Here is a 24,780-nt window from a genome sequence, read left to right as displayed (position 1 = left end):
TTTTTGATTAAAAAAACCTTGTGTTTATCGAGTTAAATGTAAACACTTAGAAAAAAGTTCTAAAAACCCCTTGCATTATCTCAAAATACATAGTATAGTATACAAGCAATCTCGATTGCGACGGTTCCATAGCCAAGTTGGTAAGGCAGAAGACTGCAACTCTTCGATCATCGGTTCAAGTCCGGTTGGAACCTCCATACGTGTGCCCTGGTGGCGAAACTGGTAGACGCACAGGACTTAAAATCCTGCGGACTTCAAACTCCGTGCCGGTTCGATTCCGGCCCAGGGCACCATTTATGAATTGCGCTAGTAGCTCAACTGGATAGAGTACTTGTCTACGGAACAAGGGGTTACGGGTTCAATTCCTGTCTAGCGCGCCAATTATATAAACGGGAAGTAGCACAGCTTGGTAGTGCACCTGGTTTGGGACCAGGGGGTCGCAGGTTCAAATCCTGTCTTCCCGACCATTTGAAATGGGGCCTTAGCTCAGCTGGGAGAGCGCCTGCTTTGCACGCAGGAGGTCAGGAGTTCGATCCTCCTAGGCTCCACCAATTTATTTAATCATATACATGGCGGGATAGCTCAGTTGGCTAGAGCATTCGGTTCATACCCGGAGTGTCGGGGGTTCAAATCCCTCTCCCGCTACCATTTGATTAAAAAGCACTCTGATAGATGAGGACCCTTAGCTCAGTTGGTTAGAGCCACCGGCTCATAACCGGTTGGTCGCTGGTTCGAGTCCAGCAGGGTCCACCAAATTACATATCGCGGGATGGAGCAGTCTGGTAGCTCGTCGGGCTCATAACCCGAAGGTCGTTGGTTCAAATCCTTCTCCCGCAACCAAGATGGTCTGGTAGTTCAGTTGGTTTAGAATGCCGCCCTGTCACGGCGGAGGTCGCGGGTTCGAGCCCCGTCCAGACCGCCATTTTGGTTCCGTAGCTCAGTCGGTAGAGCAGAGGACTGAAAATCCTCGTGTCGCTGGTTCGATTCCGGCCGGAACCACCATTAGAATGATGCAGGTTTACCCAAGTCCGGCTGAAGGGATCGGTCTTGAAAACCGACAGAGGATTAACGTCCTGCGGGGGTTCGAATCCCTCAACCTGCGCCATTGAATGTTACTCGGGAGAAATCCTGAGTTTTTTTTGTATTTTCATTAAGGAGGTATTTCATGACATTCTACCAAGAATTACAATTGAATCAGAAAGGCTCTAAAGAGTTAATTAGAAACAGTCAAACCACAAAAGAGAAACTGTATCACATAGCAGTATATCTTTTTAAAATTGCAATCACAGTGGCTTTCTGCTTTCTCTTTGTAACATTATTTAGTATTTTATTTGGAAGTGAGAATAGTATTGCTGGAGTGGTTGTTCTCTTATGTATTATGGTATTTAGACAGGCACACTTTGAAATACATGCAGGACAATCTACAGTGCTTCTGGCTTTATTTTTCATTAATATGACTGTGTGTTCACACCTGGCTAATAAACTCCCACCAGTCGTAGGGATGCTGGTAAATATCGCGGCATTAGCTCTATTAGTATTCCTAGGATGTCATAATCCATCTATGTTCAATCAATCAACGCTTGTTCTAGGATATTTATTATTATACGGTTATGACGTATCTGGAAAGAGTTATTTGATGAGACTTGCTGGAATGGCTGTAGGTGCTGTTCTTACTTGTATCGTATTCTATCGAAACCATAAGCATAGAACTTATGATAAGCATGTAATACATTTATTACAAGAATTTGATCTTTCTTCTACTAGAACAAAATGGCAGCTATGTCAGATTATCTGTGTGCCAGTTGTAATATGTATAGCTGAACTTTGTGCTATGCCACGTGCTATGTGGGCTGGTATTGCCGCAATGTCTGTAATCTTACCACTTATGGACGATATGCAATATAGAGTACGTAAAAGAATTGTTGGAAATATTGCAGGAGTGATATGCTTTACAGTATTATATTTCCTTCTTCCTTCACCAATCTATGCATTTATAGGTGTGATTGGGGGAATTGGAGTAGGTTTTTCTACACAATATAGCTGGCAGGCTGTTTTCAATACATTTGGTGCTTTAGCTATAGCAACACAACTATATGGATTAAAGGGCGCAGTTAGCTTAAGAATAATCCAAAATGTATTTGGTGTAGTCCTTGCTTTACTCTTCTGTATTATATTTCATTGGTTTATATCAAGAATTAAAGTAAAAGAAACATTATAATCTATCTTAAAGTGAAATGAGGGCGTACAAAACTGTACGTTCTTTTTGTATAAATGATATTGCGAAAAGAATCTAATTATTATACTATTAGCAATAACTAATAAAGAAGGACTGAATGGGAAATCGATTATTAGTAAAAATCAGCTTGTTAGTAGTTGCATGTTTACTTGCATGTCCTATCGGGGGATTTCTAGCAGAACATATTGGATCTGTTCCAACAGAGGCTTTATTTCTTGCAAGAATGTCTCAATATGTATCCAGTATAAGAGTGGTTTGTATTATATTGCTGGTCTATTTTATTTATAGGGAAAAGAATTCTTGAGAGATGTGTAATGCATCTCTTTTGTAATGCGCGTAAATAAGCGTTTTGAGGCAGTTTTGTATATATTTGACATCTGTTTATGTATAATGTGTTATAAAGCTTAGAGGAGCTATATATGAGGAGAAATAACAATGAGAACGGAAATGGTTGAACTAACTAATCTCTGCATGATTAAAGATGGAGATAAGTACTTGCTGCAGAATAGAGTTAAGAAAGATTGGCAGGGTTATACATTCCCCGGAGGACATATAGAACCTGGAGAATCAATTGTACAATCTGCAATAAGAGAAGTAAAAGAAGAAACAGGTTTAATTATGAAGAATCCTCGTTTAGTAGGAGTGAAACAATTCTGGGTAAAATCGGGTAGATATATTGTATTTTTATTTTCAGCAACTAAATTTAGTGGAGAATTAAGAAGCAGTTATGAAGGTGAAGTGGGGTGGTTTACCAAAGAAGAGATGAAAAATATCAATTTAGTAAGTCATTTTTTTGACCATTTAGCTGTATTTGAAGGTGATTACTCAGAATATATCTATGAATCTGACGATTCTATTAAGATTTACTAAAAAAAGTTACCTAAAAAAACATTGATATATAGTACATATTTTATAAACTTAAAAAAATAATTTAAAAAAAGGGTTGCAAAACGTCTGAATTCATTGTATATTATACAAGCAATCTCGATTGCGAAGTGCCCTGGTGGCGAAACTGGTAGACGCACAGGACTTAAAATCCTGCGGACTTCAAACTCCGTGCCGGTTCGATTCCGGCCCAGGGCACCATCTATTTATTAACTCAGTGTACTGAGTTTTTATTAAGGCTTATAATTAAAAATAAGTCTTGACAACATAGAGATGATTTGATAAAATAATCAAGCATCACAAACGCGCCAGTAGCTCAACTGGATAGAGTACTTGTCTACGGAACAAGGGGTTACGGGTTCAATTCCTGTCTGGCGCGCCATCTAACGGGAAGTAGCACAGCTTGGTAGTGCACCTGGTTTGGGACCAGGGGGTCGCAGGTTCAAATCCTGTCTTCCCGACCATTTGAAATGGGGCCTTAGCTCAGCTGGGAGAGCGCCTGCTTTGCACGCAGGAGGTCAGGAGTTCGATCCTCCTAGGCTCCACCAATTTATTTAATCATATACATGGCGGGATAGCTCAGTTGGCTAGAGCATTCGGTTCATACCCGGAGTGTCGGGGGTTCAAATCCCTCTCCCGCTACCATTTGATTAAAAAGCACTCTGATAGATGAGGACCCTTAGCTCAGTTGGTTAGAGCCACCGGCTCATAACCGGTTGGTCGCTGGTTCGAGTCCAGCAGGGTCCACCAAATTACATATCGCGGGATGGAGCAGTCTGGTAGCTCGTCGGGCTCATAACCCGAAGGTCGTTGGTTCAAATCCTTCTCCCGCAACCAAGATGGTCTGGTAGTTCAGTTGGTTTAGAATGCCGCCCTGTCACGGCGGAGGTCGCGGGTTCGAGCCCCGTCCAGACCGCCATTTTGGTTCCGTAGCTCAGTCGGTAGAGCAGAGGACTGAAAATCCTCGTGTCGCTGGTTCGATTCCGGCCGGAACCACCATTAGAATGATGCAGGTTTACCCAAGTCCGGCTGAAGGGATCGGTCTTGAAAACCGACAGAGGATTAACGTCCTGCGGGGGTTCGAATCCCTCAACCTGCGCCATTGAATGTTACTCAGGAGAAATCCTGAGTTTTTTATTTTCAGAATATGTAAGAGATTACAGAATTATTTCTATTCTGTTATAATATTCTTATCACATGTAAGGGAGATTATATAATGGATCAGTCAAAAAGTATTAATATTAAATACTCAATGTTGCAGGGGATTTACTTTGTAGGATTCTGTGCAGTTATGGGCTATGCTGCAGTATATCTAGGGTCAGTTGGCATGAGCTCATCTTTAATTGGGATTGTACTTGCAATCGCAAATATTCTAACAAGTATTGCACAACCCGTACTTGGAGGATTTGTAGATAAGTCAAACATTTCTATGAAGAAAGTCTTAATGATCATGTTTGGTCTTTGTAGTATTCTATCTGTATTACTTATGTTTGTAAGTAAGGTGACATTCTTAGCTGCTGCTTTGTTTATTGCAGTTTCTACAATTCTTTATACTACAATGCCTTTAGTTAACTCACTTGCTTTCGCATTCCAGAAACAGGGTATTGATGTTAAGTTTGGTGTAGCACGTGGTATTGGATCAGTGGCTTATGCTCTTGCGTCTCTTGTATTAGGAAATGTAGTAAAAGCAGTGAGCCCTACTTTAATGCCGCTTGCTTATATTGTTATCTTCTTAGGTATTTTACCTCTCATTCGCTCATTTAAGATGCCAGAAGCTGAAATAGATGAAGTCATTGAAGAAAAAGTAGTCGAAAAAGAAAGCACAGGAGCTTTTATTAAGAAGCATCTTAAATTCATGATCTTTTTAGCTGGTTTTGTATTAGTTTATTTTGATCATACAATCATCAACAATTTCTTTATTAACGTAATTAGAAACGTTGGTGGTAATACTGGAGATATGGGTAATGCAGTATTCTTGGCTGCGATGTTGGAACTACCAACAATGGCTTTATTTGAAAAGTATAAAAATAAAATCAATATCAAAAATACAATCATCATTTCCGCAATATTCTTCACACTTAAACATACATTAACTTATTTTGCGACAAATATGTTTATGATCTATTTAGCTCAGGCTACACAGATGCTTGCTTATGCATTATTTATTCCAGCATCAGTTTATTATGTAGATAAATTATTTGATGCAAAGGATGCAGTTAAAGGACAGGCACTCGTTACTACAAGTATGACTGTATCTGGTGTACTAGCTAGTTTCTTAGGTGGTATTTTACTAGATAGTATGGGTGTTTATGAAACATTATTTTTAGGTTTAGTATTAAGTGCATTAGGCACAATTGTGATGATTGTGACTGTTGAGAACGTAAATAAGAAGGGGGCTTAAATATGTTAGATGTTTTAAAAACAAGAAGAAGTATTAGAAAATATACAGATGAAATGCCTAGAGATGAAGATCTTGAGAGAATTGTAGAAGCTGGTTTATATGCTCCTACTGGTATGGGCAGACAGGGCGTTAAGTTTGTAGTAGTAAAGAATAAAGAAATGAGAGATTATTTATCAAAGTTGAATGCTGATATTATGGGAAGTGATAAAGATCCTTTCTATGGTGCGCCTGTAGTGATTGTAGTATTAGCAAAGAAAGAATATCCTACATATATCTATGATGGATCACTTGCGATTGGTAATATGCTCAATGAAGCACATGGCTTAGGACTTGGTTCTTGCTGGATTCATCGTGCGAAAGAAGTATTTGAAGGTGAAGAAGGAAGAAGACTTCTTAAAGAATGGGGCATTGAAGAAGACTATGAAGGTATCGGAAATGTTATTATAGGATTTGCGGATGGTAAGGCTCCAGAAGCAGCACCTCGTCTTGATCATCGTGTGATTACAATCGAATAATGAAATAATCCTCCTTGCGGAGGATTATTTTTTTATCGGAAACAATGGAAGGGCTGCACCGACACCTAAGCAGATTCCTATACCTATATTGTCAAAACAAATACCAAATACGACACCTAAACTGATGCCAATAGGTAAATAATATGCTAATTTACCATTGTCTTTTTTCATGAAATCACCTCGACTAGAGTATATCATACCTATGTGAAGATAAGATGTTTATTGTGGAAATAATGCCTTAAGAATATCCTCTAACCCATTTTTATCGATAGATTTGCAGATGATATCGGCTTGTGCCTTTAATTCATCTACGGCATTACCCATAGCTACACCTATCTGACATAACTGAATCATTTCAATATCATTAAGACCATCACCAAATGCATAGGTATCTTTGATATCTAAACCATAATATTCGAGAACTTTCTTAATACCGATGGCTTTACTCATGGTTGGTGAAAAGAACTCAAATGAATTATCACTGCCATGCTGATCAAAACTGATAGTAGTACCAAACTTACCATCTAAATAGTCGCTTACTTTCTGCTTGTCTTTATTTGTGACATTGGCTTCTATTTTAATGGCACGTTTTAAGACATCATCACGGTCAAAATCCATAGAGAACATCTCTTCCATGCCGAGGTTCTTAAAGAACGTATAAAGCTCTTTATAACGCTTATCAATATAAATATGATGTGCTGTTTCAATCATATAATCACAATTCAGTTCTTCAAGCATATCAACTGTCTGAGTCGCAAGTTCTGTATCCATTCTCTCTTCAAAGATAGATTCACCATCAATCTCGATATAACCACCGTTATATAAGACATAACCATCAAAACCCAAATCAAGGAACTGCTGGTTAATCATGGCTTTAGGACGACCACTGCAGATAAAAAGCTTATGCCCATCATTTTGAATTCTTTTAAGTTCTCTTTTTACACCTTCAGGTACTTCATAAACTCCATAAGTGTTATCTACAAGCGTACCATCAATATCAAAAAATAATACTTTTTCTTTCATATGTATCTACTTTACCTCTGGTCTTAATATTTCTACAAATTTAAACTCATTGTTGTCATATGTATAATGAAGAATACAGCAATTAGTTAATCCTCCAGAGTTAAAAATAAAGGCTGGGTCATTAAATGCACTAAAGAATTGCATAGAAGCACCGGCATGACTTACTGCAAGAACTACTTCATGATCTTCTTTATTCATGATTTCAGTTAATGTTTTTACAACTCTATGTTGTACTTGCTTGGTTGTTTCGCCACCATAATGGGGAAATAAGTCATCATATTTAAAATCATCAAAATGAGGATTTAAATCTTCACTTTCTCCTTCAAATAATCCAAAATCTCTTTCCTTAAGACCTTTTACTCTTGTATAAGGTACTTGACCGTCTGTTACTATTTCTAATGTATCCGATGCTCTTTCAGCCGTACTAGAGTAGTAATGATCAAAAGGAATATCCTTGATTAACTCTTTTGCAGCTTTTGCCTGCTTAATACCTAGTTCAGTAAGCGGAGAATCACATGATCCCTGAATTCTTCTTCGAACATTAAATAGAGTCTGTCCATGACGCATCATATATAAATGTTTCATAATAAATTTCCTCCTGTATTTATGCGGTTTTTTAGGGGTATGAAACACTATGAAAGCGTAAACTAGTAACAAATCAGTAACAAGAAAACCGTTTAGAGTGCTTCAACCGCTAACACAATAAGTATATCATAAACCTCGCATAAACCTTTCATAAACCTCTCAAAATTTAATCTTATTGATCTCTGTCCATAACTTATTCTTAGAGGCATTGGTATAGATATCAAAGGTGATATCATTCAGTTTGTGCCCAAGAACCTTCTTACGTATATAAATATCAATATTGTAAAGCTGACAAAGAGAAGCAAAAGTATCTCTTGTATCATGCATCTTGTGGTTCATGCCTAGCTGATCATTGAGGGTATAGAGTACAGTCATGTAAAACCATGTGCGCTTAGAATCAAATAGTCTTTCTTTCTTATTAATCAGTTCATCAATGACATACTGCTTGATTCCTTCATGAATCGGAATGATTCTGTTTCTTCCAGCTTCAGTCTTAGAACCGGTAATGATATAACTGATTTTTCTTTCTACTCCATCATCGTTGCAAGGCTCATCTATGTGTATCTGTTTTCTATCAAGTGAGAGGAGTTCGGAAAGCCTACACCCTGTATAGATATAAATAAGTATCGCATGCGCTTCTGGAGTATCTAATTTCTTGAGTTTTCTTATTTCATCTAAAGTAAAGGATTTGTGCATTGTTGATTTAGGGAGATTCTTTATTTTTATATAAGTAGAATAATCATCATCTCTACTGATATATTTGTGCATCACTGCATACTCGAAGACTTTGACACAGATAAGCTTCATATCTCTCTGTACACTTACACCAGTATCCATTTCATCAAATATGTTCTGCATATCTCTTAATGTGATTATATTGACAGGCATATTTGACAACCTATCGAGGTGGCTAAAAGCATTCAGAATGTTTTTGTGTCCTTTTTCGGTTCTCTTAATAAAGGTTTCATTGTCTATGATAGTAAAGATTTCTTTGAACGTTGGCACTTTCTTCTGTGTCTTTTCCTGTATTCTGTCAAACAGATCAGGAGCGAGGTTTCTAGCTTCTTCATTTGTTATGCTGCTTGATCTCTTTAATGAGTAAATAGATAAGGCATTCAATGCTTCTTCACGAGTTGCAAACGTTCCGATGCTGATTTGTTTCTTCTTTCCGGTTATGAGGTCTCTTGAATCCGCTGAAATTCGAGCACAGTAGGGCTTTCTTCTATTGCCCGGAAGTTTGATAACAGTTCCACTATTATTCGGTCTGCGTCTAAATCTAGCGTTTCTAGGCATAATATGACACGTCCTTTCAGTTGTGATTTGCCTTTGACGTGCCAATAGTGATATAATTGAGTACGTAAAAGGACTTTATGAGAAGGTCTTTTATAAGAGGTATTGGTAGTACCTCGCTCTTACTCCTCTGTTGGTAGCAGGGGAGTTTTTTTGTTGTTTAATTGTTTAATACTGCTTTACCTAAAATTCTATCAAATTCTCTAATATCACATTTATCCGAAAGTTTTATTTTAAAGAATCCTGCTTTTGTCCATAATTCTAGTTCTGTATCTAGGTCAAAAGTTCCTGCGTTCGCAGTACTCCACATATTGATTGATCTATAAGGCAAAGAAAATATTTCTTTTTTTGCTCCTATGACTCCTTGAGTATCACAGATTATCAATCTTTTATTTGTTAATGCTGCTACATCTCTAACGGTTGAATAACATTGATAAACTTCCTCCCCTTCCACAAGAATTTCTTTGATTGCATTGTTTGGTTCGCATTTGCATCTGAATGCCCAGCTTAATGCTTTTTCAGTGTTTGCCATACTATTTCCTCCTTTTATTTTTTTAAAGTTTTTTTTAACAAACATCAATCTTCCCAATTGAAATCTTTAATAACTTTCTTCAATTTTCCCAGACATCTAATATTGCTGTTTAATGGATCAACAACGATAGGATCATAATCTGCATTCATTGGCTGTAACATGATTATCCCATTTAGTTCCTTATACTTTTTGCAAGTGGCTGTATTGGTGTCTGTACAGAAGCATCCAATAACACCATCATCTACTTTATTCACCTTCTCAAATATAAGAAGATCACCATCAGAGATACCAGCATCTTTCATACTTTCACCGCTTGCATATTGTGCAAAGTATTTAGCCGACTTACTCAAGCCTTTAGAAGGCACAGGAATCATATCAATGATATTGTCATCTACAAAGCCACCATTTCCACAACAAATAGAGTCGTACAACGGTACTCTAGTGTAATCAATATTCACATTTTCATATATTGCATCATCATGATTACCTTTTATTAAATAGTCTGTAGAAACGCCAAAGTAGTCAGCGAGTTGCTGAACTATCCCCATTTTTGGCTCGGTTCTATTGATTTCCCACGATGAAACTGTTTTATCGCTCACACCGACAATTTCGCCAAGTTCTTTTTGATCTATTCCTCTTTTTTCGCGTAATTGTTTTACATTCGTGCCGAATTTCGTTTTCATTTATAACACCTCTTTTCGCTTCTATTATAATGCAAATTGTAGAACAAATAAAGCAAATTGAAACGAATGTTCTACAAAGTGCATATTTTTATTGACAATCTACAAAACGTAGGATAGAATGGAATGCGTAAGGAGGTGGTAAGATGATTTCGAGAATGAGACTTGATGAAATTAGAAGAGCAAGAGGTTTTTCGCAAGAATATATGGCTGACAAATTGGGCTGTCACAGAAATACATACGCAAAAATGGAAGAAAAGCCCCAAAATATCACCATGGAAGCAGCTGATAAAATAGCCAAATTATTAAACGTTTCAATTAATGACATTATTTTTTTAGAGTCGAATCTACAAAACGTAGAATCAAAAGGAGAAACAAAATGAATGAAGTACAATTATTTAATTTTGAAAGCAATTCAGTAAGAGCACTGGAACGTGACGGGCAAGCGTGGTTTGTTGCTAAAGATGCTGCTAAAACTCTCGGTTACAAGAATCCAAGAGATGCTATCAGTAAACACGTTGACGAAGAGGATAAGGAGGTCGCGAAATGCGACACCCTTGGAGGAAGGCAAGATATTGCAATCATCAATGAAAGTGGTCTATACAGCTTAGTCCTCTCAAGCAAGTTACCAAGCGCAAAGAAGTTCAAACGTTGGGTAACATCTGAGGTGTTGCCAGCATTAAGAAAAACAGGGCAGTACCAAGTGAAGGAACTAAGCGGACAGGAATTAATGGCTAAAGCCTTAATCGAGGCTCAGAGCGTGTTAGCTGCTAAAGATAAGCAGATAGAAGAGATGAAACCTAAAGCATTATTCGCTGATGCAGTAACTGCTAGTCACACATCTATATTGGTGGGTGAACTTGCTAAGATTCTAAAGCAGAACGGTATTGATATGGGTCAGAAGCGTTTATTTGCATGGCTCAGAGAAAAAGGCTATCTGATCAAGCGCCAGGGCACTGATTACAACATGCCTACACAGAAGGCTATGGAACTAGGTCTCTTTGAAATCAAGGAAGGCTCTTACGTCAACGGCTCAGGTGTAAACATCACAACCAAGACACCTAAGATTACTGGTAAGGGTCAGCAGTATTTCATTAATAAGTTCCTTCAATAGGAGGTGATCAGCATGGATGAATGGAGTATCAGCGTTGAGGAAGTCATGCAGATTACCCACAAAAGTAGAGACTTCATCCTAAACGCTATAGAACAGGGTGTAATGCCTGGGTCAGTAGTAAAACATGACTCAGGTAAAAGAAGTACTTACATCCCTAGAAAGGCTTTCATGGATTACATGAACAATTACTATAGAGCTCCTTCAGATAAGTTGATTGCAGCAGTGGTAGAGGAGCTCACTAAAAGAAAGACAATTGAATAAGTAGCATAGTTGCTCGTAGGCACCTAAGGCTAGGAGACAAATAATAATTCGTAGAATGAACTGCAATACATAATTTAACATTTCTCTTTTTGGATAATTCCATTGACTATACATACCTACTGTATACGGTCTCCTAGCGCTAAGTGCTTATGAGCACAAAAAAAGAACACATGTTAGCGATCATGTGCCTAGATGAATAAAAAGATAACGTGGTTATTGTACCACAGAAAAGGAGAGCTTTCTATGGAAAGAAGAAAACCAAGACTAAAAATCCCATTTTTTAAAAGAATGTGGAGAAAATACGGATTTCCTAGAATTCGTAGAACTAGAAAGTATCAAAAATTAAGAATGAAGGTGATGGGGTATGAATAGATTTGAAAAAGGCATCATTATCGTATCTAATTTAATTATTTTAATCAGTTTCATTTCAGGAGTTGTAAGTGGCAATAACTGGAATTCTACAGGAATGAGAGTTCTAAGTGTTGCATCATTAAGCATGAACTTAATTATTCTTGAGTACATGCTAGTTGTTATTAGAAATAAATAAAGGAGAAGAAAATTATGGAAAAGAAAGCATTTATTAAAGTTGAAACCTTCGATGGAGGGGTTCACATTCAAAACGGTGGTACTAATTATCAAACATTATTAATGATGTCACTTTTAATTGACGCATTTAAAAAAAGGTCAATTAACAAATGAGGATGATCCCAAGAACGATACATTCAAACAGATTGTTGAGTTTATTTGGAAGAGACCAAAAGACGCATCAAGAGCACTTATTCAGATTATCAGTGTTGATAGTGATTTGGATTCTTTATTTGAAGGATTCAAAAATGAAAAGGAGACTAACTAAATGGATAAGATTAAAATCAATTCTCTTGAATTGGAAAACGTCAAGAGAATTAAGGCAGTACAGATTGAACCATCTGAAAATGGCTTAACAATTATCGGTGGCAATAACAACAACGGAAAGACTTCCGTATTGGATGCCATCACTTGGTGTCTTGGTGGCAACAAATACAAGCCATCAAAGCCAACTAGAGAAGGAAGCTATGTTCCAGCATCTCTAAAAGTCACATTAAGTAATGGTATTGTGGTTGAAAGAAAAGGAAAGAATTCAGCTTTAAAGGTTACTGATCCAACAGGCATGAAGGCAGGTCAAAACCTGTTGGACTCATTTATTAGTGAGTTGGCTTTGAATCTTCCAAAATTTATGAATAGTTCGGAAAAAGAAAAAGCCGACACATTGCTTCATATCATCGGAATTGGTGACGAGTTAACAAAGTTGGATTTAAAAGAAAAGGCAATTTACAATGACCGCTTAGCAATTGGAAGAATTGCTGACCAGAAACTGAAATATGCTAAAGAGATGATTCATTATGACAATGTACCAAATAAAGTCGTTTCAGCTTCTGAGCTAATCGCTAAGCAGCAAGAAATGCTAGCGATTAACGGAAGCAACGAAAGAAAAAGAGTATATCTTGCTGAGTGTAAATCTAAATCAAAAGCCATTGAAGAAAAAATGGAAGATTTAGATAAACAATTAAAAGCACTTAATGAAGAGTACTTGAAAGTTATCAAGGAAAGAGACAAGGCAACTATTGAAGTCTCTAACTTAGTAGACAATCCTACGGATGAAATTGAAAAATCCATCAAAGAGATTGATGACATTAACATCAAGGTTCGTGCAAACCTAGAAAAAAAGAAAGCAGAACAAGAAGCCAATGACCTTAAAAAAGAATATGCTTCTAAATCTCAAGAGTTAGAAGATATCAGAAAAGAAAAGGCTAACTTATTAAACAACGCTGATTTACCTCTTAATGGTTTAGGAATCAAAGAAGGAAAAATTACTTATTTAAATCAAGAGTGGGATAACATGTCCGGCTCACAACAGTTAAAAGTTGCAACTGCTATTTGCAGAAAAATCAATCCTAATTGTGGATTTATTCTATTAGACAAATTGGAGCAGATGGACATGAACACTCTTGCGGAATTTGGTGCTTGGTTAAAGTCTGAAGGATTACAGGCTATTGCTACACGAGTAAGCACTGGTGACGAGTGCTCAATCATCATCGAAGACGGCTATGTTGCCAAAAATAATTTAGAAAAAGAAAAGAAAGAAGAAGTAAAAGAAGAACCAAAAGTGAGTGCTAATTCTTGGGAAGGAGTGAAATGGTAATGGATTTTGAAATTACATCAGGAAAAATTAAAAAGCCGTATAAAGTAGTTGTCTATGGTCCTGAAGGAATTGGAAAGTCAACCTTTGCTTCTCATTTCCCTGACCCTTTATTTATTGATACAGAGGGATCTACAAGATCATTAGATATCAAGAGACTTCCTAAACCAACATCTTATGAAATGCTCAAACAGGAGATTGATTACATCATTCAGAATAATACATCTATCTGTAGAACATTAGTCATTGATTCGATTGACTGGGGAGAATCATTAATCGTTCAGGATATATGCAATAAATATCAAAAGAAAGGTATTGAAGATTTTGGATATGGAAACGGCTACGTCTATACAAAAGAGGAAGTCGGAAGACTTCTTAATAGATTAGAAAATGTAATTGACAGTGGAGTAAATGTCGTGCTGACTGCACACGCTCAGATTAGAAAGTTTGAAAAACCAGATGAAAGTGGTGCTTTTGACAGATATGAGTTGAAGTTAGGAAAGAAGACCGCTTCACAGACTGCGCCTCTTGTAAAAGAATGGGCAGATATGGTTCTGTTCGCAAATTATCAGACTTTTGTCTCAAAAGATGAAAAAGGGAAAACAAAAGTATCAGGAAACAGAAGAGTAATGTATACAGTTCATAATGCCTGTTGGGATGCCAAAAACAGAGATGGCCTTCCAGAAATGTGTGACTTTGATTATAGAGTTATTAAGAAAATCATTGAAGAACCATTGAATAATGTTTCTAGCATTCCTGAAAACGAAAAACTACAGGCACAAGAGAATGTACCTGTTGAGCCAAAAGAAACACAGATTAAAGAAAATAAGCCTGTGAGTGCTATTGATTTTGATTCTGAAGAGTATCAGAAGATTCCTAACAGCGTAAGGGACTTGATGAAATGTGACAATATTTCAATTGAGAAATTGAAGGAAGTCATCTTCTTAAAGGGGTTCTTCCCAAGAGATACTCCAATTGAAAACATGCCTAACGAATTCTGGGAATTCATCGCTAGCAATTGGAGCAACTTAAAAGACTTTATCACAGAAACAGAAATGCAATTCTAATTTAAAAAGGAGATTAAGAAATGGATAACAATTTTAATAACTACAATCAAAACAACTTCAATCAGAACGGATTCAACCAAGCACCTCAAAATGATGGCGCTATGGGTTGGGATGATGAAATCACAGCCGAAGCCAAAGAATACACATTATTGCCTGTTGGAACTTATCAATTCATCATTAAAGATAATTTTGTTAGATCTAAAACATCAGGTAATGGAAAACTCCCTGTGTGTAATAAGGCAGACATCACATTAACAATCAACTATGAAGGAAAAGAAGTAAAAGTGACTACTTCATTAATTCTTCACAAATCACTTGAGTGGAAGATTTCTCAATTCTTTGAATGCATTGGAATGAAACAGAAAGGAGTTCCGTTCCGTCCTAATTGGAACGGTATCATCGGAAAAACAGGAACGGTTAAAATCTCTCATAGAGAATATAATGATGCAATCTACAATAATGTAAAAGAATTCGTGATCAATGATAATGTTCCAGCACCTTCTCAGCCACAGGCTTGGGGAAACAATAGCTGGAAATAATGAAATTAAGACCATATCAACAAAAGGCTCATGATGCCATATTCACAGAGTGGGAAGAGAAGGGAACTCAAAGAACCCTTCTCGTTCTTCCCACTGGCTGTGGAAAAACAATAGTGTTCGCAAAAGTGGCTGAGGATTGTGTTAAAAGAGGAGATAAGGTTCTTATTTTAGCACATAGAGGCGAACTGCTAGAACAGGCATCTGACAAAATTAAGAAAGTGACAGGACTTGGCTGTGCAGTCGAAAAAGCTGAACAGACTTGTATTGGCAATTGGTTTCGAATCGTTACTGGAAGTGTTCAAACACTACAGAGCGATAAAAGATTGTCTAAATTTTCAAGAGATTATTTTGACACAATAATTATAGATGAGGCTCATCACGTTTTAAGTAATGGCTACCAGAAAGTACTAGAGTATTTCAACAGTGCGAGAGTTCTTGGAGTAACTGCTACTCCTGACAGGGGAGACATGAAGAATTTAGGCTCTTACTTTCAGACTTTGGCATATGAATATACTTTACCCGAAGCGATTAAAAATGGTTATCTAGTGCCAATCAAAGCACTGACTATACCGCTGACTTTGGATTTATCGAGCGTTTCAATGAGCGCTGGAGATTTCAAAGCAAGCGATATTGGTAGCGCATTAGATCCTTACCTTGAGGGGATTGCCAGTGAAATGGAAAAGTACTGCAAGAATAGAAAAACAGTTGTTTTTCTTCCACTGATTTCAACATCTCAAAAGTTTGTTGAAATTTTAAACAAACATGGTTTCAAAGCCACTGAAGTTAATGGCAATTCAAAAGATAGGAATGAGATCACAAAAGACTTTGCAGAAAATAAATACAATGTCCTTTGCAACTCTATGTTATTAACTGAAGGATGGGATTGTCCTGACGTTGATTGTGTCATTGTATTAAGGCCAACAAAAGTAAGAAGTCTTTATTCTCAGATGGTTGGAAGAGGAACAAGGCTATCACCTCAAACAGGAAAAAAAGATTTACTTTTATTAGATTTTCTTTGGCACAGTGAAAGACATGAATTATGTCATCCAGCCTCACTTATCTGTAATAGTGATGAAGTCGCTAGAAAAATGACTAAGAACCTAGAAGATAGCGCAGGAGTTGAAATGGATATTCAAGAAGCCGAAGAAGAAGCCTTGAAAGATGTCCAAGAAGAACGTGAAGAAGCGCTTGCTAAGCAGCTAGAAGAAATGAGAAAACGCAAGAAGAAACTAGTTGATCCATTGCAGTATGCAATGAGTATACAGGCTGAAGACTTGCAAAATTATGTTCCTTCTTTCGGTTGGGAGTGTGCTCCAGCCAATGAAAAGCAATTAGAATACTTAGAAGCACACGGGATTGAGTCTAATGAAGTTCCTAACGCTGGATATGCTTCGATGCTGATTGACAGATTAAAATTAAGAACTATAGAAGGATTAGCTACTCCAAAACAAATAAGATTTCTCGAAAGAAAAGGATTTAGAAATGTTGGAACTTGGAAGTTCAAAGATGCTAATTCTATGATTTCTAGAATTTCCGCAAATAATTGGAGAATTCCAAAAGGAGTAAAAGCTTCTACTTATAAGCCAGAAGGAGTTGAATAATAATGAAACAATACAATCTATTAGAGTTACTTAACTATATCAACCCTTCGGAACTCTCTTATCAGGAATGGACTAATGTTGGGATGGCTCTTAAACATGAGGGCTATGAAGCGAGTGACTGGGATTCTTGGAGCTCTCAGGATTCAGAAAGATACAAAAGAGGAGAGTGCTTTACAAAATGGAATTCCTTTAACGAAACAGCAGGAGATATTGTCACAGGTGGAACAATCTTTGATTACGCCAAAAAAGGCGGCTTCGTTCCTCCAAAAAAAATAGATCCTAATGAAGGTGTTCTTGATTGGGATGATGAAATTGGCAATATCATAGACAAGGACTCTATAGATAGTATTGAACTTCATGAGCCTAGCGATTCAATTTGGAATCCGGCTAACGAGTTAATTAGATACTTAACCACTCTATTTGATACAGACGAATATGTTGGTTTTGTGGTTTCTTCGATAGAAAACGAAAAAGGAAAATTTATTCCTGGGAATCGTGGAAACTTCAGAATGACAGCAGGACAGATTGTTGAAGGGCTTCACTCATGTAACGGTGATATTGGAGCCGTAATTGGAGACTACAATCAAGCAGCAGGTGCATGGATTCGTTTTAATCCATTGAATGGTGAAGGTGTTAGAAATACTGACATAGCATCATTTAAATATGCTCTTGTAGAATCTGACAGTTTGGACATTGGCAAGCAGTTGTCTATTATCCACCAATTAGAATTACCTGTCGCAGCAGTTGTATACAGTGGTTCTAAATCGATACACGCCATTGTAAAAGTTGATGCATCCGACAATAAAGAATATAGAGAAAGAGTCAGCTATCTGTATAAAATATGTGACAAGAACGGGCTTGAAGTTGACAGTCAGAATAAGAATCCATCAAGACTTTCAAGAATGCCTGGATGTGTTCGTGGTGAACATAAGCAGTTTATCATTGAAACTAATACAGGAAAAGAAACGTGGTCAGACTGGGTTGAGTGGGTTGAGTCAATGAATGACGATTTACCTGATGAAGAGAATTTGGCTGATGTATTGTTTAATCTTCCTGATTATGCTGAAGAATTGATTGAAGGCATACTAAGACAAGGACATAAGATGCTTCTTGTCGGTCCTTCTAAATCTGGTAAATCATTCTCTTTAATAGAATTGTGTATTGCTATTGCAGAAGGTACTAAGTGGATGGGCAGACAATGCAAACAAGGAGACGTGCTATATATCAATTTTGAATTAGATAGAGCCTCATGCCTTCACAGATTTAAAGATGTCTATCAAACATTAGGATTAACTCCCAATAATGCAAATAGAATTTTTATATGGAACCTACGAGGGAAAACCCCTGCGTTAGATCAGTTAGTACCAAAGCTAATCAGACGAGCAGAAAAGAAAAAGTATATTGCTGTAGTAGTTGACCCCATTTATAAAGTCATTACTGGCGATGAAAACAGTGCCAGCGAAATGGCTAAGTTCTGTAATCAATTCGATAAGATAGCAGATGCGCTTGGCGCGTCAGTCATATATGCACATCATCACTCAAAAGGTGCACAGGGTGGCAAGAAATCAATGGACCGAGCAAGTGGCTCAGGAGTTTTTGCAAGAGACCCTGATGCACTGCTAGATATGATTGAATTAGATATGAATAAAGAAGTTAAAGAACACTTTATTAATGAAGCAAGAGTCGAAGCAATGCACGCTGTACTTGATAAATATGTTCCTAAATGGAAGACTTATATCTATCAAACTAAGAAAACAGATGATCATGATTTTGAAGCAATGAATGATTACTGTGCTGAAATGCTTGGATTTGAGCAAATGAACGAATTACAGTATTTGACAGATTTAAAAGTTGATGAAGCAAAACATATCACTGCCCTCCAGATATCTGGAACTCTTAGAGAATTCGCTACATTTGACCCTATCAACTGCTTCTTTAAATATCCTGTTCACTTCTTGGATAATGCTAACTTATTAAAAGGGTGCCGTCCTGAAGGTTCAAAGAAAAAGTCTAAGTTCGAAAAGATGAACGAGACTAATAAGAAGAAACAGGATGAAAATATTGAATTATTTTTGAATGCTTTCGAACAGTTAAATCATGATGGACAGGTCACTGTAAAAGAACTTGCTGAAAGCGGATTGATGATGGGAAAGACACACAGTTCAATCGCTCACGCTATACCTAGATGGATTAAAAACGGAAGTCTAGAAGGGTTTGAATATACTAAAGGAATTGTAACAAAAGCGTAGTGCCACGTGTTCGTGCCACGCTATATATAAATATATATGTGGCACGTTCACTATTGCTAATTGAAAATACGAATATAGGGGAGTTGTGAAACTCTCCCCTATATGTATTTCCATTATCAAGTAAATAGTGATTTTTGAAAGAATTGAGGTATGAATAATGCAGTTTTTTATAAAGATGATTCCTCCAACAATTACAGCGCAGGAACATAGAATCGGAAGGTATGGAGTATATAAAAGTCCTGAACAGAAACAGGCATACATTAAGTTAAGAGATGCAATCGCACCTTACACTCCTAGTGTTCCGATTGATCACGCTTGCCAGTTGATTGTTAAATGGTGTTTCCCTTTAAACAGAAGTCATAAAGTGGACGGTGAATATAAGTATACAAAGCCTGATACTGATAATTTAAATAAGATGTTAAAAGACATCTTAGAAGAGTTAGGATTCTACACTAATGATTCAAGAGTGGCTTCTGAAGTAATTGAAAAATTTTGGAGCACCGTTCCAGGGATCTACATATCATTAGAGGAACTATGAAGTATGTATATAAGAAAGTCGATTATTATTCTATGCAGCAGCTAATGGATTTAATCGAACAGTTAAAAAGTGAATATCAAGTTATAGGATATGAGGCATACGCACAAGAACAGTATGCAGTGCTGACTTTATATTCTAAGAAAGAAGAGGAGAAAAACAAATGGAAAAATTATATCTGGTAAAGTTAGGAAATATGTATGTTACAAGCGCATCGCTAACATCTATTAAATTGGATGAAACAGTAGAGAAAGCGAAAGTATTCAAAAATGTAGTAGAAGCTGAAAGTATTGCTAATACTTTAGGAGCAATTGTCATTACTTTCGTTTCGGAGGATTAAAAGAATGTTTAAAGAAATCGGAAGAGTAGTGGAATTATTAAAATATCCACAAAGCATAATTTTAGGATTGGATAAGGTGGCACATATTAATAGTGATGATCTAACTCTCACTATTACATCAGAAGAGTGTGCTGAACTAATCCAATCTATTACAAAAGTAAAAAGATATGGATTTCATGATAAATATGAAGAAAATTTGCACGAAGAAGTGGCTGATGTGCTTATCTGTATTGCTGAGTTAGTATGTTTAGGCTACTTGGATATTGATAAAGTCAGAGATTACCAAAAGTTAAAAATCAATAGAGAAATAGAAAGGGCAATCCAGAAAGAGGAAGAACTGAGAAAGGAGACAGAAAAGCATGGAACTTGTGAGTAGTCAGAAGCTAGAAGCAGTCGCTGACTTCTTGGCAGATGATGAAGTATTCGGAATTGCTCCATGCTCACACTTTAATAATTCTCTAACAAGAAATAGAGTTAACGTTCCTTGTGACATCGGAGACTGTGAAGGCGACTGTCCATTCTATTCAAAAGAGAACTTCATCAAGTGGGTTAAAAAACCAGACAGTAAGTATGATGTTAGTAATTTAAAGAGACCACAGCAAGAAGACTTTATCGGATATGATAACGTAAGCAACAGTCTTCTTGACAAAGATGGATATATCAAAGCGTTAGAAGAATATTGTGATAACTTAGGAGACGCTCTCGCTGACGCTGAATATGATTTTGAAGAAGTGGAATGTGAAAATAGAGAGTTGCAAGATGTACTAGAAAAGATTAGAGGTGTTCTTGATGGAAAATATTAAACAAATAAATATCTATCTAGTAGATGGATCTAGATACGTAGTTATTCCTTCAGATGATAATTTAGCTAAATATGTAAAAGGTAATTTTTACGGAGGATATAACATTGGCATCTCAAAAAATGAAGCGAAATCAATTATTCATGAGTGGGTGTTTAATGCTGAAAGACAACACAGCGGCAGAATTGATGATATTGGCATTGAAGCAAGCAATATTATGTCTATTGAATTTTTAGAACATAGGGAATGATTATATGAACAAAAAGAATTTAAAAGAAATTACATATTCGGGCGAGTTTGTGAACGAATTAGAAAGCAAGATAGAATATTTAAAAGAAGAAAATGCATTAATCAAACGTAGATATACTGTTTTAGAATGTCAAAATCATTATCTTGAGTTATATAAGGAAGCGTTAGACCTAGCAATCACAAACGCTATTATTGTTGGTGGCTATGATCTTTGGGAAAGAGCTGCAATAGGATATGGCGTGCAAGAATTTTATAACAAGTGCATTCATAGAAACGCACCAAATCTTAATAAAGGTATTGTGGAATTCTATCTTTCGCTAATAGCAAACGCAAAAGCACAAAAGAGTGAGGTAAAAGAAAATGTTAAATGCAGAAAGATTTAAGAAAGAAATATTAGAAAATTCAAATGCTGTTTTTGATTTTTCAATGAGCAAGGATAAGCATACAATTAAGAAATGCCTTGGTGTTTGTGATGATTGTTTCTTTCACGAAGCAGGAAATCACTGCTCGAATATTAAAGTTAAGTGGCTCTTATCAGAATACAAGGAGCCTGTGAAATTAACTAGATTTGAGCAAGATGTTTTAAAACATCTTCTCGAAAAGACACAATATAGATTTATTGTACGTGAAAAAAGCGACAGTATTTACATTTACAAAAGAAAGCCAAAGAAAGGAATAGGTGCTTGGGATAATAGCACAGGGATGCTAAACCTTAATGTATTTATTAATTTATTCCCATTTATCAAATGGGAAGACGAAGAGCCTACATCAATTAAAGATGTGCTCAATAACTGTGAGGTGGTCAATGATGCTGAAGAATAAAGAAGAAAGAACCTCATTCTTAAGAAATGAGAAGAATTGGGAAGTTGAGTATTTAACAGCTGATATTAAAATGCTGACTTTAAAATTAACACCTAAATTATATGTCAGAAAAATTCAAGTGATGGGTTTTAATAAATATTTTAAAAAAAGTGGATGGTATACGCAGTTTACTAAGTTCTTTTATCCTGATGATCTATATTACAGTCCTAATACTTCAGATACAGAATTATTAAAATATTTAACTGCACATAAAAATGATGATTACATTGAAGACTTAGAAGTGAAAGGAGACGAGTAAAATAATGAGAGTAAATGAAGTGTTGACAAGAGTTGATGAAGATGAACTCTTTGATATCAGATGTAAAAGTTGGAATTTTTGTATACAAGGCACAAAATGGGAAATCACTCATAGTGACACATTCATGGATAACCATTTTGGAGATATGTTAGTAACTCATATTGAAGTAAATGATTTGCCAAGAGGACACGCAATCATGCTATTGGTTGATTAAGAAGGAGTTTATAAGATGATATTTGTGTTCATTACGTTCATGATCATTCTTTGGATGATTATGATGTCTGGTTAAAGGAGATTGGATATGATGATTTGGATTATAATAATAGCAGCAGTGCTTATTTGGATCTTGATGACTGCATAATTTTTCGGAGGTGTATCGATGACTACAGAAGAAACTAAACAGTATTTGAAAAACTACAAGAACATGATGCATAGAATAGAATATATTGATAACAAGCTAATCAATGTTAAATCAATACCTTATGATGATTCTTCAGTAGGATCATACGCAGAGCCAAAAACAAATAATGATTACATCATGATGAAGGATAAGTATCTTAAAGAAATGAGCAGTATAAGAGCATCAGTTGAAAGCATAGAAGATATGACTCTAAGAGATGTGTTGTTCTATCGATACATAGAATGTTTAGAGATATATGACATTGCTGATATCATGGATTGTTCTAATACATCTGTATTTGCTTATCTGCGTGATGCGATTAAAGAACTTTCAATTATTCTTGATTAATTCTTATTAAACTGTATTAATCTGCATTAATCAGAAGCGCATAGTATTTCAAAAGGTGCTAGTATGGTATTAGACAGAAATATATATAAGAGGACCGGACTAAACAGTTTGGTCCTTTTTACATTAAGAATCATTAAGGAGGCGTATTAATTGTATGACAGAAAAACAGAGACTGTTTGCAGATGAGTATCTGAAAGATCTAAATGGTACGCGTGCCTATAAAACGATATACACTACTATCAAGAATGATAATGTTGCAGCAGTAAGAGCAAATACACTTCTTAAGCAGAAAGATATTTCTGATTATATAAGCAAAAGACTTGAAGAGATTCACAATGAGAACACGGCTGACATCCAGGAAGTGATGGAGTATCTTACATCAGTCCTAAGAGGAGAATCAGCCTCAGCGGTATTGATGATGAGTGGCAATGGTATGCAGAAGGTCACTGAGAAGCCTCCGGATGAGAAGGAAAGGCTTAAAGCTGCAGAGCTTCTTGGAAAGAGATTCGGCATGTTCAAAGACAATGTAGATGTTACATCAAACGGCAAGACAGTGATTGTGGATGATATAGATGAATAAGATTAGGGTTAGTTTAAAGTCTACTATCGGTCCGGCTTTCTACGAAGTTCATAAGCATGTAAAAAACAATGACTACACGCATTATTGGTTAAAAGGTGGCCGTGGTTCTTTAAAGTCCTCTTTTATAGGTGTTGAGATACCTTTAGGCATTATGAGAGATGCACAGCGAGGTGTAATGAGCAATGCAGTCATTATGAGACGAGTAAAAGATACGCTCAGAGATTCAGTATATGAACAGATTAAGTGGGGCATCTATAAGTTAGGTGCTCAAGATGATTGGTTAATACCTGAGTCTAAATTAAAAATGACTTACATGCCGACAGGTCAGCAGATAATATTCAAGGGTGCCGATGAACCTAAAAAAATGAAGTCAACAAAGGTCCATATAGGTTATGTTAAATATGTCTGGTATGAAGAATGCGACGAGTTCGAAACATACGATAAGATAACCAATATCAATCAGTCACTTCTTCGTGGTGGACATGAGTATTGTGTCTTTTATTCTTTCAACCCTCCTGAATCACAGAGAAATTGGTGCAACAGGCAAGTTCTAGTTAAGAGGGATGATACATATGTCTCCCATACAACTTACTTACAGGCGCCTCCTGAATGGCTTGGAGAACAGTTCTTGATTGAAGCAGAGCATACTAAGAAAACAAATATTGAAAAATACAATCATGACTACTTAGGCGAAGTAACTGGTACAGGTAGTGAGGTTTTCACAAACCTTGATATTAGAGAAATCACAAAAGAAGAAATTGATGTATTTGATAGATTAAAATTCGGACTAGACTTTGGTTATGCTGGTGACCCTTTGGCCTTTATCAAAGCTAACTATGATAAGACACGCAGACGTCTTTTTATTTTTGATGAAGTATATGGCACTAGGCTGTCAAATGCTGATGCCGTCAAACTTATCAAAGAGATTAACCCACTTAACAATCAGGTCACTGCCGATTCAGCTGAACCAAGAACTATAAACGAATTCAAACTGTTAGGATTAAGAATAACAGGCGCCAAGAAAGGCCCTGACAGTGTAAAAAACGGTATTAAGTTCTTACAGGACTTAGAATCAATCATCATAGATCCTGTTAGATGTCCTAATGCTTACAGGGAATTTAATGAATATGAGATTGAAAAAGATAAGGACGGCAACCTCAGAGGCGACTTTCCTGATAAGAATAACCACACTATAGATGCGGTTAGATATGCCATGGAGTACGAAATACTTCAGAAAAAGTGGACTTTGTAAAG

35 protein-coding genes and 21 tRNA genes are annotated in these 24,780 nt (G+C 36.5%); 50 read left to right on the top strand and 6 right to left on the bottom strand.

Translation table 11 applies throughout. The annotated features are described in order from the left end of the window. The first annotated feature begins 122 nt into the window (after nucleotides 1-122). The 26 genes from NQ499_RS08460 to NQ499_RS08335 all read left to right on the top strand — a co-directional run bounded on the left by NQ499_RS08460 (nucleotide 123) and on the right by NQ499_RS08335 (nucleotide 6,037). Nucleotides 123-197 (top strand) — tRNA-Cys (locus tag NQ499_RS08460). A gap of 7 nt (nucleotides 198-204) precedes the next feature. Beyond that, nucleotides 205-293, top strand: a tRNA-Leu gene (locus tag NQ499_RS08455). 10 nt (nucleotides 294-303) lie between these two features. Further along, nucleotides 304-380, top strand: a tRNA-Arg gene (locus NQ499_RS08450). A gap of 10 nt (nucleotides 381-390) precedes the next feature. After that, nucleotides 391-467, top strand: a tRNA-Pro gene (locus NQ499_RS08445). Nucleotides 468-475: 8 nt separating this feature from the next. After that, nucleotides 476-551 (top strand) — tRNA-Ala (locus tag NQ499_RS08440). Nucleotides 552-571: 20 nt separating this feature from the next. Next, nucleotides 572-648: transfer RNA gene (locus NQ499_RS08435), tRNA-Met, on the top strand. A gap of 28 nt (nucleotides 649-676) precedes the next feature. After that, nucleotides 677-753, top strand: a tRNA-Ile gene (locus NQ499_RS08430). Between the two features lie 10 nt (nucleotides 754-763). Then, a tRNA-Met gene (locus tag NQ499_RS08425) sits at nucleotides 764-840 on the top strand. 4 nt (nucleotides 841-844) lie between these two features. Further along, nucleotides 845-922: transfer RNA gene (locus NQ499_RS08420), tRNA-Asp, on the top strand. A gap of 4 nt (nucleotides 923-926) precedes the next feature. Continuing rightward, nucleotides 927-1,002, top strand: a tRNA-Phe gene (locus tag NQ499_RS08415). A 10-nt stretch (nucleotides 1,003-1,012) separates the two neighbouring features. Next, nucleotides 1,013-1,105: transfer RNA gene (locus tag NQ499_RS08410), tRNA-Ser, on the top strand. A 60-nt stretch (nucleotides 1,106-1,165) separates the two neighbouring features. Then, on the top strand, nucleotides 1,166-2,218 hold the full coding sequence (locus tag NQ499_RS08405; RefSeq protein ID WP_006504245.1) for an FUSC family protein: 1,053 nt from the start codon (nucleotides 1,166-1,168) through the stop codon (nucleotides 2,216-2,218). Nucleotides 2,219-2,333: 115 nt separating this feature from the next. Continuing rightward, on the top strand, nucleotides 2,334-2,540 hold the full coding sequence (locus NQ499_RS08400) for a hypothetical protein (protein ID WP_040389515.1): 207 nt from the start codon (nucleotides 2,334-2,336) through the stop codon (nucleotides 2,538-2,540). 131 nt (nucleotides 2,541-2,671) lie between these two features. Then, nucleotides 2,672-3,106 (top strand): 8-oxo-dGTP diphosphatase, encoded by a 435-nt coding sequence (locus NQ499_RS08395; RefSeq protein WP_006504246.1) that lies wholly within the window; start codon nucleotides 2,672-2,674, stop codon nucleotides 3,104-3,106. 127 nt (nucleotides 3,107-3,233) lie between these two features. Then, nucleotides 3,234-3,322: transfer RNA gene (locus NQ499_RS08390), tRNA-Leu, on the top strand. Nucleotides 3,323-3,426: 104 nt separating this feature from the next. Continuing rightward, a tRNA-Arg gene (locus NQ499_RS08385) sits at nucleotides 3,427-3,503 on the top strand. 5 nt (nucleotides 3,504-3,508) lie between these two features. After that, nucleotides 3,509-3,585, top strand: a tRNA-Pro gene (locus tag NQ499_RS08380). Between the two features lie 8 nt (nucleotides 3,586-3,593). Next, nucleotides 3,594-3,669, top strand: a tRNA-Ala gene (locus NQ499_RS08375). Nucleotides 3,670-3,689: 20 nt separating this feature from the next. Next, a tRNA-Met gene (locus tag NQ499_RS08370) sits at nucleotides 3,690-3,766 on the top strand. A gap of 28 nt (nucleotides 3,767-3,794) precedes the next feature. After that, nucleotides 3,795-3,871, top strand: a tRNA-Ile gene (locus NQ499_RS08365). 10 nt (nucleotides 3,872-3,881) lie between these two features. Beyond that, a tRNA-Met gene (locus NQ499_RS08360) sits at nucleotides 3,882-3,958 on the top strand. Nucleotides 3,959-3,962: 4 nt separating this feature from the next. Further along, nucleotides 3,963-4,040, top strand: a tRNA-Asp gene (locus tag NQ499_RS08355). 4 nt (nucleotides 4,041-4,044) lie between these two features. After that, a tRNA-Phe gene (locus NQ499_RS08350) sits at nucleotides 4,045-4,120 on the top strand. Nucleotides 4,121-4,130: 10 nt separating this feature from the next. Further along, nucleotides 4,131-4,223: transfer RNA gene (locus tag NQ499_RS08345), tRNA-Ser, on the top strand. Nucleotides 4,224-4,337: 114 nt separating this feature from the next. Next, nucleotides 4,338-5,522 (top strand): MFS transporter, encoded by a 1,185-nt coding sequence (locus tag NQ499_RS08340; RefSeq protein ID WP_006505276.1) that lies wholly within the window; start codon nucleotides 4,338-4,340, stop codon nucleotides 5,520-5,522. 2 nt (nucleotides 5,523-5,524) lie between these two features. After that, nucleotides 5,525-6,037, top strand: coding sequence for a nitroreductase family protein (locus NQ499_RS08335; protein WP_006505277.1), 513 nt, complete (start codon nucleotides 5,525-5,527; stop codon nucleotides 6,035-6,037). 24 nt (nucleotides 6,038-6,061) lie between these two features. Here the strand turns inward: NQ499_RS08335 and NQ499_RS08330 are convergent, their stop codons facing one another. The 6 genes from NQ499_RS08330 to NQ499_RS08305 all read right to left on the bottom strand — a co-directional run bounded on the left by NQ499_RS08330 (nucleotide 6,062) and on the right by NQ499_RS08305 (nucleotide 10,150). Beyond that, a complete protein-coding gene (locus NQ499_RS08330; protein WP_202898378.1) occupies nucleotides 6,062-6,208 on the bottom strand; it encodes a hypothetical protein in 147 nt (48 codons plus the stop codon). Nucleotides 6,209-6,256: 48 nt separating this feature from the next. Continuing rightward, nucleotides 6,257-7,060, bottom strand: a complete 804-nt coding sequence (locus NQ499_RS08325) for a Cof-type HAD-IIB family hydrolase (RefSeq protein WP_006505279.1) — start codon at nucleotides 7,058-7,060, stop codon at nucleotides 6,257-6,259. Between the two features lie 6 nt (nucleotides 7,061-7,066). Continuing rightward, the gene (locus tag NQ499_RS08320) at nucleotides 7,067-7,645 is read right to left on the bottom strand and encodes a histidine phosphatase family protein (RefSeq protein ID WP_006505280.1); all 579 of its coding nucleotides are present in this window, start codon (nucleotides 7,643-7,645) and stop codon (nucleotides 7,067-7,069) included. Between the two features lie 159 nt (nucleotides 7,646-7,804). Beyond that, a complete protein-coding gene (locus tag NQ499_RS08315; protein ID WP_238319829.1) occupies nucleotides 7,805-8,533 on the bottom strand; it encodes a tyrosine-type recombinase/integrase in 729 nt (242 codons plus the stop codon). Nucleotides 8,534-9,095: 562 nt separating this feature from the next. Continuing rightward, complete coding sequence (locus NQ499_RS08310; protein WP_006505282.1) at nucleotides 9,096-9,467, bottom strand: PH domain-containing protein; 372 nt, start codon at nucleotides 9,465-9,467, stop codon at nucleotides 9,096-9,098. Nucleotides 9,468-9,511: 44 nt separating this feature from the next. Then, the gene (locus NQ499_RS08305; protein ID WP_006505283.1) at nucleotides 9,512-10,150 is read right to left on the bottom strand and encodes a LexA family protein; all 639 of its coding nucleotides are present in this window, start codon (nucleotides 10,148-10,150) and stop codon (nucleotides 9,512-9,514) included. 143 nt (nucleotides 10,151-10,293) lie between these two features. Here NQ499_RS08305 and NQ499_RS08300 point away from each other — a divergent pair, with 143 nt between their 5' ends. The 24 genes from NQ499_RS08300 (at nucleotide 10,294) to NQ499_RS08185 (ending at nucleotide 24,778) form a co-directional block, all read left to right on the top strand. After that, complete coding sequence (locus tag NQ499_RS08300; protein WP_155812609.1) at nucleotides 10,294-10,530, top strand: helix-turn-helix transcriptional regulator; 237 nt, start codon at nucleotides 10,294-10,296, stop codon at nucleotides 10,528-10,530. Continuing rightward, nucleotides 10,527-11,261, top strand: a complete 735-nt coding sequence (locus NQ499_RS08295; RefSeq protein WP_006505285.1) for a phage antirepressor — start codon at nucleotides 10,527-10,529, stop codon at nucleotides 11,259-11,261. Before NQ499_RS08300 ends, NQ499_RS08295 begins: the two co-directional genes overlap by 4 nt. A gap of 12 nt (nucleotides 11,262-11,273) precedes the next feature. After that, nucleotides 11,274-11,522: a hypothetical protein gene (locus NQ499_RS08290; protein ID WP_006505286.1), complete on the top strand. Its 249-nt coding sequence runs from the start codon at nucleotides 11,274-11,276 to the stop codon at nucleotides 11,520-11,522. A gap of 243 nt (nucleotides 11,523-11,765) precedes the next feature. Next, nucleotides 11,766-11,894 (top strand): hypothetical protein, encoded by a 129-nt coding sequence (locus NQ499_RS08285; protein WP_259848481.1) that lies wholly within the window; start codon nucleotides 11,766-11,768, stop codon nucleotides 11,892-11,894. Next, complete coding sequence (locus NQ499_RS08280) at nucleotides 11,887-12,069, top strand: hypothetical protein (protein ID WP_006505288.1); 183 nt, start codon at nucleotides 11,887-11,889, stop codon at nucleotides 12,067-12,069. Before NQ499_RS08285 ends, NQ499_RS08280 begins: the two co-directional genes overlap by 8 nt. Before the next feature lie 14 nt (nucleotides 12,070-12,083). After that, nucleotides 12,084-12,221 carry a hypothetical protein gene (locus NQ499_RS08275; protein ID WP_006505289.1) on the top strand — a complete coding sequence of 46 codons (138 nt, stop codon included), beginning with the start codon at nucleotides 12,084-12,086 and terminating at the stop codon, nucleotides 12,219-12,221. A 154-nt stretch (nucleotides 12,222-12,375) separates the two neighbouring features. Then, nucleotides 12,376-13,701 (top strand): AAA family ATPase, encoded by a 1,326-nt coding sequence (locus tag NQ499_RS08270; RefSeq protein ID WP_006505291.1) that lies wholly within the window; start codon nucleotides 12,376-12,378, stop codon nucleotides 13,699-13,701. Then, nucleotides 13,701-14,765, top strand: coding sequence for an ATP-binding protein (locus NQ499_RS08265; protein ID WP_155812611.1), 1,065 nt, complete (start codon nucleotides 13,701-13,703; stop codon nucleotides 14,763-14,765). Before NQ499_RS08270 ends, NQ499_RS08265 begins: the two co-directional genes overlap by 1 nt. Nucleotides 14,766-14,785: 20 nt before the next feature. Next, on the top strand, nucleotides 14,786-15,304 hold the full coding sequence (locus NQ499_RS08260) for a DUF669 domain-containing protein (RefSeq protein ID WP_006505293.1): 519 nt from the start codon (nucleotides 14,786-14,788) through the stop codon (nucleotides 15,302-15,304). Beyond that, complete coding sequence (locus NQ499_RS08255; RefSeq protein WP_006505294.1) at nucleotides 15,304-16,905, top strand: DEAD/DEAH box helicase; 1,602 nt, start codon at nucleotides 15,304-15,306, stop codon at nucleotides 16,903-16,905. Before NQ499_RS08260 ends, NQ499_RS08255 begins: the two co-directional genes overlap by 1 nt. Nucleotides 16,906-16,907: 2 nt before the next feature. Continuing rightward, nucleotides 16,908-19,154 carry an AAA family ATPase gene (locus tag NQ499_RS08250; protein ID WP_006505295.1) on the top strand — a complete coding sequence of 749 codons (2,247 nt, stop codon included), beginning with the start codon at nucleotides 16,908-16,910 and terminating at the stop codon, nucleotides 19,152-19,154. Nucleotides 19,155-19,311: 157 nt separating this feature from the next. Next, nucleotides 19,312-19,692: a RusA family crossover junction endodeoxyribonuclease gene (locus tag NQ499_RS08245; protein ID WP_006505296.1), complete on the top strand. Its 381-nt coding sequence runs from the start codon at nucleotides 19,312-19,314 to the stop codon at nucleotides 19,690-19,692. Continuing rightward, on the top strand, nucleotides 19,689-19,874 hold the full coding sequence (locus tag NQ499_RS08240) for a hypothetical protein (RefSeq protein ID WP_006505297.1): 186 nt from the start codon (nucleotides 19,689-19,691) through the stop codon (nucleotides 19,872-19,874). Before NQ499_RS08245 ends, NQ499_RS08240 begins: the two co-directional genes overlap by 4 nt. Next, the gene (locus tag NQ499_RS08235) at nucleotides 19,853-20,029 is read left to right on the top strand and encodes a hypothetical protein (RefSeq protein WP_006505298.1); all 177 of its coding nucleotides are present in this window, start codon (nucleotides 19,853-19,855) and stop codon (nucleotides 20,027-20,029) included. The genes NQ499_RS08240 and NQ499_RS08235 overlap by 22 nt, the downstream gene beginning before the upstream one ends. A 4-nt stretch (nucleotides 20,030-20,033) precedes the next feature. Continuing rightward, nucleotides 20,034-20,405: a MazG nucleotide pyrophosphohydrolase domain-containing protein gene (locus NQ499_RS08230; RefSeq protein WP_006505299.1), complete on the top strand. Its 372-nt coding sequence runs from the start codon at nucleotides 20,034-20,036 to the stop codon at nucleotides 20,403-20,405. Continuing rightward, nucleotides 20,389-20,832 (top strand): hypothetical protein, encoded by a 444-nt coding sequence (locus NQ499_RS08225; protein ID WP_006505300.1) that lies wholly within the window; start codon nucleotides 20,389-20,391, stop codon nucleotides 20,830-20,832. The genes NQ499_RS08230 and NQ499_RS08225 overlap by 17 nt, the downstream gene beginning before the upstream one ends. Then, nucleotides 20,819-21,079 (top strand): hypothetical protein, encoded by a 261-nt coding sequence (locus tag NQ499_RS08220; RefSeq protein WP_006505301.1) that lies wholly within the window; start codon nucleotides 20,819-20,821, stop codon nucleotides 21,077-21,079. Before NQ499_RS08225 ends, NQ499_RS08220 begins: the two co-directional genes overlap by 14 nt. A 4-nt stretch (nucleotides 21,080-21,083) precedes the next feature. After that, complete coding sequence (locus NQ499_RS08215; protein ID WP_006505302.1) at nucleotides 21,084-21,461, top strand: hypothetical protein; 378 nt, start codon at nucleotides 21,084-21,086, stop codon at nucleotides 21,459-21,461. Further along, entirely contained in the window at nucleotides 21,439-21,900 is a 462-nt protein-coding gene (locus NQ499_RS08210; protein WP_006505303.1) for a hypothetical protein, read from the top strand. The genes NQ499_RS08215 and NQ499_RS08210 overlap by 23 nt, the downstream gene beginning before the upstream one ends. Continuing rightward, nucleotides 21,887-22,198, top strand: a complete 312-nt coding sequence (locus tag NQ499_RS08205; RefSeq protein WP_259848480.1) for a hypothetical protein — start codon at nucleotides 21,887-21,889, stop codon at nucleotides 22,196-22,198. Before NQ499_RS08210 ends, NQ499_RS08205 begins: the two co-directional genes overlap by 14 nt. Before the next feature lie 4 nt (nucleotides 22,199-22,202). Next, nucleotides 22,203-22,412, top strand: coding sequence for a hypothetical protein (locus tag NQ499_RS08200; RefSeq protein ID WP_006505305.1), 210 nt, complete (start codon nucleotides 22,203-22,205; stop codon nucleotides 22,410-22,412). A gap of 165 nt (nucleotides 22,413-22,577) precedes the next feature. Next, nucleotides 22,578-22,946 carry a DUF1492 domain-containing protein gene (locus NQ499_RS08195; protein ID WP_006505306.1) on the top strand — a complete coding sequence of 123 codons (369 nt, stop codon included), beginning with the start codon at nucleotides 22,578-22,580 and terminating at the stop codon, nucleotides 22,944-22,946. A gap of 154 nt (nucleotides 22,947-23,100) precedes the next feature. After that, nucleotides 23,101-23,526, top strand: a complete 426-nt coding sequence (locus tag NQ499_RS08190; protein ID WP_006505307.1) for a terminase small subunit — start codon at nucleotides 23,101-23,103, stop codon at nucleotides 23,524-23,526. Continuing rightward, a complete protein-coding gene (locus NQ499_RS08185) occupies nucleotides 23,519-24,778 on the top strand; it encodes a PBSX family phage terminase large subunit (protein WP_006505308.1) in 1,260 nt (419 codons plus the stop codon). The genes NQ499_RS08190 and NQ499_RS08185 overlap by 8 nt, the downstream gene beginning before the upstream one ends. Nucleotides 24,779-24,780: the final 2 nt, after the last annotated feature.

The sequence above is a fragment of the Catenibacterium mitsuokai genome (assembly GCF_025148785.1).
In the GTDB taxonomy this organism is placed as follows: Bacteria; Bacillota_I; Bacilli_A; order Erysipelotrichales; family Coprobacillaceae; genus Catenibacterium; species Catenibacterium mitsuoka.
Note: the sequence above shows the minus strand (reverse complement) of the source record. Positions and strands in the feature narration are given on the sequence as shown.